Origin of the sequence: Paenibacillus alginolyticus DSM 5050 = NBRC 15375, from assembly GCF_000422905.1 — a bacterium.
Classification (GTDB): Bacteria; Bacillota; Bacilli; order Paenibacillales; family NBRC-103111; genus Paenibacillus_E; species Paenibacillus_E alginolyticus.
Map to the genome: position 1 here is coordinate 925 of NZ_KE383956.1, position 9,084 is coordinate 10,008.

A 9,084-nucleotide genomic window follows, 5' to 3' on the forward strand; every position below is an offset into this window, starting at 1 on the left:
GACGTTCAGCTGAGAAGTCGATTTCCGACCTCTCAGACACTGTCGACGAGCTTCGGCTCGAGGAACTCTCACTGAAAGCGCGTTTTTCGCGCTTATTTGTATGAAAAATGTTTCCTGTAACAAATGATTTACCGTTGACGCGCAGTGAAAATTTGAAAGACTACACCGAACTTGTCTATGACCATACCGTAAGCTGGGCTAAAATGAGTTTCTTGCAGTTCCAAGCTCACTTGCCCGTCATGTTTCAACGAATCATACAACTGTTCAGCTTGCTCCTTTTCAGAAGTTGTTATACAGATGGTAACTTGATTGCCAATGGGATGGGGCTGACCCGGAAATATATCGGAAACCATCAGTTCGGTTTGACCGACTTTTAGCACCGAATGGGCTATACGATCCCTTGCATTTGCCGGTATTGATGATTCGGTAGCATCCGGGCTCTCTCCAAATGTTTGGATAAAGACAACTTTAGCATCTAAAGATTGTACATAAAAATCGATTGCTTCTTTGGCATTTCCGTCTAACATAATAAAAGGTGTTAATTGTAAAATCATGATCAAACAGCTCCCTTAGTTCAAATTTTTTATTCTTTGGCATGATGTTCTGAAATTCTTGTGGCTCAATGTCCATTTTAATTTATAATAGTGACAAGAGTTGTCACAAATATAAAAAACGGAGAAATATTATGCCCAAATCGAAACGTCTCCTTGCATTGATGATGACCGTTAACCGAAAACGGAAGTTTACTGTCAAGGAACTTGCCCAAGAGTTTGAGGTCTCATCGAGAACGATTTTAAGAGATTTGCAGGAATTAAGTGAGTTAGGGGTTCCTTTATATTCGGAAGTGGGACCTCACGGCGGTTATCAGGTGTTGAACGAAAGAATCCTACCACCCATTGCCTTTACCGAGGAAGAGGCCATAGCCATATTTTTTGCCTGTCATGCTCTGCGGCATTATGCCTACATCCCTTTTAAAACGGAAGCTTCTTCGGCGTTGAGCAAATTTTATAATTACATGTCTGGAGACGTCCGGGATCGTATTGATCAAATGAAGAACCGGGTCGACTTTATAACGCCGTCAAGACATGCGGAATCCCCCTATTTATCCATTTTGCTGGATGGGGCTATCGATCAAAAAGTCATTCTCATCGATTATGAATCGCGAGAAGGAATATCCTGTAGGGAAATACAGCCGATTGGCATCTATGCAAGCAACGGCTTATGGTACTGTCCAGCTTATTGCTTTCTTCGCGGCGATATTCGTGTATTCCGATGTGACAGAATTCATTCGGCGATTTATGCAGCTTCTGCTACGAAGCCTATGGATCTTCGGCATATTCACCTTGGAAATAAAAAGTTACTTAACAAGACGGAAGAGGAGGAAGTTATTTTACATGTGGAATTGAGCAAAGAAGGTGTCCAGAAGTGCGAGGCAGAATTATGGTCGGTATCTAAATTACATATTCGCGACAATGACACAGGTTGGCTAGATGGAAGCATTGCGAAGAGTGACATCCATTTTTTTGCAAAGTTTATTCTTGGATTGGGAAATGAGGCGACGGTCAAAAGTCCACCGGAATTGGTGGATGATATGAGAGAATTGATTGCCGAGATCATGGCAAAATATAAATAAGAAACCAATCAGTTCGACAAAGCTTGTGACATTCGTTATAATGAGAACTGCCAAAAGGAGGGAACTAAAATGAACGAAACATTGCCGCCAAAAACGTGTTCGATCGACCGACTCGTTACGAAAGAAGCTGAAGTTAGCAAAGTGCTTGCTGGTGAGAAAACAGCTTGCAGACGTAATGGACGCTATGCAGATATCGGTGAAACGATGGAATTGCAAGGCACTGCGTTTACAGTAACCAACGTTTACCAACAAACTTTGGGTGAATTGACAGTGGAACATGCAAAAGCAGAAGGTCATACGTCCGTTGATGAATACCGTGATAGCATTTTAGCTATGCATCCAGGAATGCCATGGCTGCCGCATATGAAAGTATGGGTACACGAATTTCAAAAGGCTGAATAAGTAAGAACAAAAAACAGTGTGGATCTAAGGATCTGCACTGTTTTGTTCAATTTCTCATATAGAACGGATGATGGTGTTGTCTTGGTACGTGCTGCTTTTATATATCCATATATTTAGTGTTGTTTTAAGTATAGGCCCTTATTTTATCCTGTTTCCATTATTAGCTAGAATTCGAGTTGCGCCATTCGAGCAATTGCCAGACTATCTAGAGCCATTTCGCATTACAGTTCGGCTTACAAAGCATGCCGGCCATGTACTTGTTGCGACAGGAATTATACTCACATGGTTAACGGCGTGGACGTGGAAAACATCATGGATTATCGTCACGGTTCTCATTATGGTTGCATCGCTTTACTTTATTGCCCGTGCATTCTCGCCGCTGCTACGTAAGCTCAAGGCACCACACGAGAATCGAGATTTCTTAGTCAATAAGCTCCGTATGGCTTTAATTTGGTATGTCATTATTACTCTGTCGATGATGTGGTTTATGGTGGCCAAACCGACTCTTTGGTAAAAAGGTTAAACAACTGGCTTTCGAGCGTACATCACAACGAAATTGTAATATTTGTAGACGCAGTCAACGTCAATGAAGCCACAAGTTCGAAGCCAATTCAGCTGTTGATCGAGGGGAGCCATTTTATCCAACTTCGTCCTTTCGTAGGCAGCTTGCAGCGCTTCATGAGTTAGATCAGTGGCTTCTACTTTAGCTACCCAATCAGAACGGTACAATTGATCAAGGAAAGGGCTGCTGCCTTGGACTTGATCGGCGTTAACGAAGAGCCCGCCCGGTTTAAGCAGTTTAAATATCTTTCCATACAGCTCGTGCTTAGCTTGATCCTCAAGATGATGAATGGAGAGAGAGGAGATGACGCAATCAAAAGGTTCATCTGACTCGAATAAACTGTAATCCTCCGCCATGTATGTCATGTTGGCTTGTGTTTCTCCAAACCGCTGTTTTGCGACGTCGAGCATGCTTTGTGAAAGATCAATCAGTGTTAGCTTCGCATTCGGATATTGATTGATGACATAAGCGGAGAAGAGGCCGGTACCTGCTCCTAAGTCGAGAATACGTGGAGATGCATGATCGACCTGCACAAGTGAAGTTGCTGTGTGGTAAAAATCATCAAAACAAGGAATCAGTTTTCTCCGCTGGCTATCATATTTCTCAGCAATTTCGTTGAACTTCGTTGTGATTTGCTGGTTTGCTTGCTCGCTCATAAGCTGAACAACTCCATTCCATAGATTGGATGATCTTGCTTCCTGGTCTTATTTTAAAGGGGAAAGCAGGGGAAATCTAAGATATAAAACCAATTATCTTTATAGGTATAGACTATTAAGCTGGCGAGAACTATTGCAAATAGTTCAAAAAGGTCAATGTTTTGTTCGACGCAACAGCTGATTAAGAACCTCGGAGAAGACTAATCCGATCGCGATAGCACCAGATAACAGGAAGGCTTTGGCTGCAAGTTGTACGGCTAGATCATAGTGGTTGAGAACGACATTACGCATCGCATCATAAGCTAAACCCCCAGGAACTAATGGGATGATACCCGATACACTGAATACAATAACAGGTGTTTTGTATATTTTCGCAAAAAATTGACTGATAACGGTTACGAAAAAAGAGGCAATCAACGTGGCCAGGATTGGGTCTAAAGGAATCATTTGAAGGGAAACATACAGCATCCACCCGCACATACCCACGAAGCCGCACTGCAATAGTGTGCCCTTAGGAACATTGAAAAGGATAGCAAACGCCGCAGTCGCAATGAAACTCGTTATGAGCTGTTCAATCATCATCATCCTAAATCCCCACCCCGTTATAAAATGAAAGTACAAAGGCAATGCCGGCCCCAATGGCAAAAGCAGTTAAGAAGGCTTCAGCGCCTTTGGAAACCCCTGAAACGAAATGGCCTGCCATTAAATCACGTACCGCATTCGTAATAAGAAGTCCCGGAACAAGCGGCATGACAGAGCCAATAATAATGGTATCGAGTGCATGACCAAACCCCATTTTGACAAACAAGAAAGCCATGGTTCCAATAAGTAAGGAAGCCAGAAATTCAGCGAAGAACTTAATCGGCACTAGCCGATGGAAATAGTTAAGGAATGCCAAGCCAACCCCGCCAGCAATGAACGCAGGGAAGAAATCAGGCCATTCTCCATGGAACATGATTAAGAAACAACCGCTTGCAACAGCTGCGGATAGGATTTGAAACCAAGCTGGATAACGCATCTGGGCCACATCAATTTCCTCAAGCAGCCGATAAGCTTCTTTGGGCGATAGATCCCCCTGGCTGATACGTCTAGAAATAGCATTCACAACAGTGACTTTGCGAAGATCGGTCGATCGAGCCGATATACGAATAAGTCGTGTGGTCTGCTCAGGCCCATCGATGGAGAAAATGATGCCAGTCGGCGTTACAAAACTATGGGAGTTAGGCACACCAAAGGCTTCCGCGACGTGGGTCATGGTGTCTTCGACACGATAGGTTTCACCACCGTTTTCCAGCATGATTTTACCAGCTAGTAAACAAACTTGTGCAATTTCGTAGTTCGTAGCAGCAGGATACGCCATGGTTTGTCCTCTCCTGAAAAAGTATTTGCCAAAAGTATAATATATCACGGATTCCAAAGAAAATCCTAAGTTGAGAATAATTATGAACGTCGAATGACGATAGGTCATGGCACGGTATGTTCTTAACAACAAAAGGAAATCGTAAAAAAGGTAAGTTACCATAAGGAGGAAAATCATGAGAGCTTTTAGAAATACCATTCTTGCCATGTTGGCTGTATTACTCATCATAACAAGCAGCACGGCTATTTATGCAGAAAACCCCTCCGAACCGCTCAAGGCAGCATTCGTTCGAAGTGGCGATCTGTGGATGAAAGCCGGTAACAACGAGAGACAACTAACCCGAGGCGTATACATATTAAACCCGAAATGGTCTTATGACGGCCAGTGGATAGCTTACTCCAAGGGCGAAAATGAACAGGAACTGTGGCTATTACAGGTTCAAACTGGACAAAGTCATCTTGTTGCACAAGAAGGCGGAAGGAGCTTTCAATGGCAACCTAACCGGAATTCTCTTGCATTTCTAACATCGTCGCAGCTGAATTGGATAGACTCCGATGAACTTGCAAAACCGAAGAAAATTGCAGAGGATATTGGTAATTTTTCCTGGTATCCGGATGGGAGTGGTTTTTTAGTTTCAACAGAGGCTAAGCTCTTAGACAACGGATGGACACCGATACGAATCGTTAAAATACCACTAACCGCGATTGCTGATCCTAACCGCTTCGAGACGTTATATGTGCTGCCCAAGCAATCTGATGATTTTTTTGCTGTTGCCACCAGCATCTTCAAATGGTCTGCAAACGGACGTTGGATTGCTTTCTTGGCTAAGCCTACCGCATCGCTGTCGGCCGATGGCAACACACTGTGTGTATTATCCGCAGATGGTTCCGTTTTCAAAACGATTGATCAAATGGTTAACAATGAGCAATGGTATGAATGGGCGAGCAAAGATGAGACACTTGGCTTTATTGAGGGTATCGGAAGAGAGGCTACAACGAATAAACATTTGAAAGTTATGCGGTTTCCTGCTGGAAAATCTGTTTCCTACACACCCAAGGGATATGTTGAACACAGCTTCACTTGGCGTGGTCTCCGTGATATCGTTACTTCAAGATCCAAAGAAGCGGAGTGGTCGATCGACCCTGCTAAAAGACAGTTTCCCTATTTGGTTAATGTGAAGCTGAAGAGTCATCAAGAGAAACAATTGACGCAGCCTTCGGATACTTACGGTGATTTTAATCCTATTTCTCTACCCTCACACCAGTTGGCATGGATTAGATCCAATCGCAGCTATTCAAATGTCGTGGTAACCGGTCCCCTTAGCAAAAAAGCTGAAACTTGGATCGAAAACATCGACCTTGGAGCCAACTATTACGAGCAGAGGAACTGGAATACGGTACTAAGTTTTTATATTCGAAAATAAATGAATGTGATGATACTTAAAAGACAAGCCATAATTGGTGTATAATGGAATTAAAAAATGTTGTGAGGTTATGTGATGCCGAAGTATATTGCACTGCTGCGCGGAATTAATGTCAGCGGTCAGAAGATAATTAAGATGGAAAAGCTGCGAAGCATTTTTGAATCCATGGATTATAAGAATGTGATTACCTATATACAGAGCGGTAATGTTATTTTTGATTGCGAGGAAGATGACCCTGCGGTCGTTCGTGATCGAATTGTGAGCGAACTCAAGGCTCAGCTTACCTTTGATATTCCTGTTATCATCCGAACATTAGAAGAATTGCACGAGATTGTTGAGAACACACCGTACCAAAACGTCAATACAGAAGCGAATGAACAAAGATATATTACCTTATTGTCTCATTCAGCGACTGATGCGGCTATCGCAAAATTAGAATCCTTTCAAAATGAAGTGGACGAGTTCCGCGTCAAAGGGCTTACGGTATATTTACTCATTCGTAAGAACTATGGAGATTCAAAGTTCAGCAACAATTTCATCGAAAAGAAGCTAGGCGTATCCGCAACAACGCGGAACTGGGAAACCATGAACAAATTGATTCAACTTGCAGAAGGAAGGAGTTAATCCTAGATGGCCTATGATGATGAACATATGAGTTACAAGGATACGTTTATCCAGGTTTCTGCTGACTGTCCAGTTGAAGTAGGAACGGTACCTTCCATGAAAAAGGATAGTAAAACAGCTCATTTGATCCAATACGAGCTGCTGTCTCAAAACCCTTACAAATATACGCAAGGCGAGCTTATTTATGAAGTCTATTTGCAACACAAACAAATTCCACAGAGTGAAATCAAAGCTCGCAGTGCTGAAATTCGTGAGGAGCTTTTTTCTAAAAACCACCCTTGTTTAAGAGCATCGATGCTTCCAAAGAAGCACGGTTGGGGTGTTCATTACAATGAAGAAGGCAAAATTGCGATTTACCCTATGGAATCTGAAGCCTACCAGCAGTTTGTTGAAGCGGGGACTCAAGGTGAAGAGGGTCCTAAGTTGTTATTTGCGATGCGAAATTCTCGCGGGTAAAAGAAATAGGAAGAGAAAAAGGAATCCTTTTAACTAAGGGATTCTTTTTTTGTGATGAGGGAGTTGCCCGGTAATCGTCTATTTTCGAAGAGACTGTAATAGTAGGGATATATGCATACTAACAAAAGGGGACGTGAAAGCGGAGTAGACATGGATGAAAGTGTTGTATGTAAAATGTTGGAGTTAATACTTGATGAGTTGTGTGGATTCTAAGAAATGTGATAGGTAGTGGAGTAATTGAAGAGAAGTGAAGGAGATAATTCTAGAATGAGATGTGTGAATTATGAATGGTAGGGGTACTAATAAATATTTGCGAATTATGCGAACGCTCGCTCCAGTATTCGCGCTTGTCTGGCTCTTGCTGGCATGCTTCATGCCAGCAGCAACCCGAGCCTCCGCGTCTCAAATCGCGGCGGATGAGCAGCAGCACGGGATTGCAATTCCCGTGCTGAACTACCACAGCATCGGGGTGGAGCCAGGGAACACGTACGTGCTCCACCCCGATATGTTTGCGCGCCAAATGGACTATTTGGCCGCGCAACACTACACCCCGTTGACGCTGGGCGACTTCGCGCGCATCATCGAGAAGAAACAACCGTCACCGGAAAGGCCCGTGCTGCTCACGTTCGATGACGGCTACGCGAACAATGCGGAGGTGGCGATGCCAATCCTCCAGCGACATGGTTTTCCGGCGACGTTGTTCCTGTCGCCAGGATTCATTGGCCAGCCAGGCTACTTGAGCTGGCCACAAGTGCAAGAGCTGAGCGCGGCGGGGTGGGACATAGCGCCGCATAGCGTGACACATCGCCATCTCCCACAGCTCAGCATAGAACAACAGCGCGAGGAGATCACGGAATCGCGCCGACGTATTGCGCATGCGCTTGGGAGGAGCGCAGATGTTTTTGCTTATCCGTTTGGCGAGTACAACGAGGATACGATCAAGATCTTAAAAAAGGCGGCATACCGTTATGCCTTCACAACGAAGGAAGGGTATGCTACGTCGAAACAATCACCATATGAACTAAGTCGAATTGTCGTTCATGGCGAAGATGATCTTGCTACATGGGTTCAGAAGCTTGTTAATTCGGGAAGAAGGAGCTAAAGTTTCCCCTTGAAAAGCCAAAAGTCTATTCGTTTTTTCTCACTAGACAGTAGAGTAATGTGTTTTGGAGATTAAACCAATCCCTTTGGATTGGTTTGTTGGTTGGATTGGTTGGATTGGTTGGATTGGTTGGATTGGTTAGGTTGGGTTTGTTGGTTGGGTTGTTGGTTGGGTTGTTGGTTTGGTTTGCTTAATTAGCTGAGTTGGCAGAGTAAGCCAGCTTGCCAGCCTTTTCTTGGTTTAGTTTAGGGAAAGTGTTGTATATCGTACAACACTTCTCATTGATTTCTGTTCATTCAGCTATCAATGTTGTATGCAGTAATATGCAGTACAACAATAAAGTCATATTTCACTCTTTTTTGAGCATCTTCTAGGAAGAAAAGCTTCAGAGTTTTATGCAACAATCGCGTGGTTTTCGCGGATTTAGCTGCCTAATGTTGTAGAAAATGATAGAAAATGCAACAATTTGAATCATTCTCGAAATATTTCAGTCCATTTTTTTAATTCACACTAAAGCGGTTCGGCCCCTTAATTATGGAGTCTAGCTGCTAAATGCTCTCGCTCTCGCAGCTTCTCATTTCTCTAGCACACTAAAGCGCAATTTCTACGGCTTCTAATTTTTTAGCTTCCCAAGCTGCATGGTACTGGCTTGGACTCATTTTGTGCAGACTTCCGTGGAAACGCCGTTGGTTGTAGAATTCAATGTATGTGTGTACTCTTTGGTAAGCTTCTTCAAACGTTTCAAAGTACTCTTTTGTGTACACATCTCTTTCAATAATGCTATGAAATGACTCAATGTATGCGTTCATATTGGGGGTCTTGGGCGGTATGCGCTCGTGCTCGATCGGACGATTCTCGTCCAAACA

Annotated in this window: 13 protein-coding genes; 7 read left to right on the plus strand and 6 right to left on the minus strand. The window is 43.4% G+C overall.

Annotated features, from left to right (window positions below; translation table 11 throughout):
• Window positions 1-128: 128 nt before the first annotated feature.
• Window positions 129-554 (minus strand): VOC family protein, encoded by a 426-nt coding sequence (locus G519_RS0141110; protein ID WP_029199461.1) that lies wholly within the window; start codon window positions 552-554, stop codon window positions 129-131.
• A 131-nt stretch (window positions 555-685) separates the two neighbouring features.
• On the opposite strand from G519_RS0141110, the gene G519_RS0141115 reads away from it, so the two are divergent.
• From G519_RS0141115 to G519_RS0141125, 3 genes are all read left to right on the plus strand, one after another.
• Window positions 686-1,633 (plus strand): helix-turn-helix transcriptional regulator, encoded by a 948-nt coding sequence (locus tag G519_RS0141115; protein WP_029199462.1) that lies wholly within the window; start codon window positions 686-688, stop codon window positions 1,631-1,633.
• Window positions 1,634-1,702: 69 nt separating this feature from the next.
• A complete protein-coding gene (locus G519_RS0141120) occupies window positions 1,703-2,035 on the plus strand; it encodes an ASCH domain-containing protein (RefSeq protein WP_029199463.1) in 333 nt (110 codons plus the stop codon).
• A gap of 70 nt (window positions 2,036-2,105) precedes the next feature.
• The gene (locus G519_RS0141125; protein ID WP_029199464.1) at window positions 2,106-2,549 is read left to right on the plus strand and encodes a hypothetical protein; all 444 of its coding nucleotides are present in this window, start codon (window positions 2,106-2,108) and stop codon (window positions 2,547-2,549) included.
• Between the two features lie 5 nt (window positions 2,550-2,554).
• On the opposite strand, the gene G519_RS0141130 is transcribed toward G519_RS0141125, so the two are convergent.
• From G519_RS0141130 to G519_RS0141140, 3 genes are all read right to left on the minus strand, one after another.
• Window positions 2,555-3,253, minus strand: coding sequence for a class I SAM-dependent methyltransferase (locus G519_RS0141130; protein WP_029199465.1), 699 nt, complete (start codon window positions 3,251-3,253; stop codon window positions 2,555-2,557).
• Between the two features lie 153 nt (window positions 3,254-3,406).
• Entirely contained in the window at window positions 3,407-3,835 is a 429-nt protein-coding gene (locus G519_RS0141135; RefSeq protein ID WP_029199466.1) for a threonine/serine exporter family protein, read from the minus strand.
• 4 nt (window positions 3,836-3,839) lie between these two features.
• A complete protein-coding gene (locus G519_RS0141140; RefSeq protein WP_029199467.1) occupies window positions 3,840-4,613 on the minus strand; it encodes a threonine/serine exporter family protein in 774 nt (257 codons plus the stop codon).
• A 175-nt stretch (window positions 4,614-4,788) separates the two neighbouring features.
• On the opposite strand from G519_RS0141140, the gene G519_RS0141145 reads away from it, so the two are divergent.
• The 3 genes from G519_RS0141145 (at window position 4,789) to G519_RS0141155 (ending at window position 7,116) form a co-directional block, all read left to right on the plus strand.
• Window positions 4,789-6,036 (plus strand): TolB family protein, encoded by a 1,248-nt coding sequence (locus tag G519_RS0141145; RefSeq protein ID WP_029199468.1) that lies wholly within the window; start codon window positions 4,789-4,791, stop codon window positions 6,034-6,036.
• A 75-nt stretch (window positions 6,037-6,111) separates the two neighbouring features.
• Window positions 6,112-6,660, plus strand: coding sequence for a DUF1697 domain-containing protein (locus tag G519_RS0141150; RefSeq protein ID WP_029199469.1), 549 nt, complete (start codon window positions 6,112-6,114; stop codon window positions 6,658-6,660).
• Window positions 6,661-6,666: 6 nt separating this feature from the next.
• Entirely contained in the window at window positions 6,667-7,116 is a 450-nt protein-coding gene (locus tag G519_RS0141155) for a DUF6157 family protein (protein ID WP_244280393.1), read from the plus strand.
• 262 nt (window positions 7,117-7,378) lie between these two features.
• Here G519_RS0141155 and G519_RS51535 read toward each other — a convergent pair whose 3' ends face one another.
• Window positions 7,379-7,657: a hypothetical protein gene (locus tag G519_RS51535; RefSeq protein ID WP_164826799.1), complete on the minus strand. Its 279-nt coding sequence runs from the start codon at window positions 7,655-7,657 to the stop codon at window positions 7,379-7,381.
• On the opposite strand from G519_RS51535, the gene G519_RS0141160 reads away from it, so the two are divergent.
• Window positions 7,637-8,218, plus strand: coding sequence for a polysaccharide deacetylase family protein (locus tag G519_RS0141160; protein WP_244280395.1), 582 nt, complete (start codon window positions 7,637-7,639; stop codon window positions 8,216-8,218). The genes G519_RS51535 and G519_RS0141160 overlap by 21 nt on opposite strands.
• 590 nt (window positions 8,219-8,808) lie before the next feature.
• Here the strand turns inward: G519_RS0141160 and G519_RS0141165 are convergent.
• Window positions 8,809-9,084 (minus strand): integrase core domain-containing protein (locus G519_RS0141165; protein WP_029199472.1); only part of this gene is annotated, 276 nt, incomplete at its 5' end.

Bases quoted from the DNA above. Each gene is read 5' to 3' on its own strand.
- G519_RS0141130 (WP_029199465.1), bottom strand. From the start codon at position 3,253: ATGAGCGAGCAAGCAAACCAGCAAATCACAACGAAGTTCAACGAAATT.
- G519_RS0141160 (WP_244280395.1), top strand. From the start codon at position 7,637: ATGGACTATTTGGCCGCGCAACACTACACCCCGTTGACGCTGGGCGAC.
- G519_RS0141115 (WP_029199462.1), top strand. From the start codon at position 686: ATGCCCAAATCGAAACGTCTCCTTGCATTGATGATGACCGTTAACCGA.
- G519_RS0141140 (WP_029199467.1), bottom strand. From the start codon at position 4,613: ATGGCGTATCCTGCTGCTACGAACTACGAAATTGCACAAGTTTGTTTA.
- G519_RS0141150 (WP_029199469.1), top strand. From the start codon at position 6,112: ATGCCGAAGTATATTGCACTGCTGCGCGGAATTAATGTCAGCGGTCAG.
- G519_RS0141145 (WP_029199468.1), top strand. From the start codon at position 4,789: ATGAGAGCTTTTAGAAATACCATTCTTGCCATGTTGGCTGTATTACTC.
- G519_RS0141125 (WP_029199464.1), top strand. From the start codon at position 2,106: ATGGTGTTGTCTTGGTACGTGCTGCTTTTATATATCCATATATTTAGT.
- G519_RS0141135 (WP_029199466.1), bottom strand. From the start codon at position 3,835: ATGATGATTGAACAGCTCATAACGAGTTTCATTGCGACTGCGGCGTTT.
- G519_RS0141110 (WP_029199461.1), bottom strand. From the start codon at position 554: ATGATTTTACAATTAACACCTTTTATTATGTTAGACGGAAATGCCAAA.
- G519_RS0141155 (WP_244280393.1), top strand. From the start codon at position 6,667: ATGGCCTATGATGATGAACATATGAGTTACAAGGATACGTTTATCCAG.
- G519_RS0141120 (WP_029199463.1), top strand. From the start codon at position 1,703: ATGAACGAAACATTGCCGCCAAAAACGTGTTCGATCGACCGACTCGTT.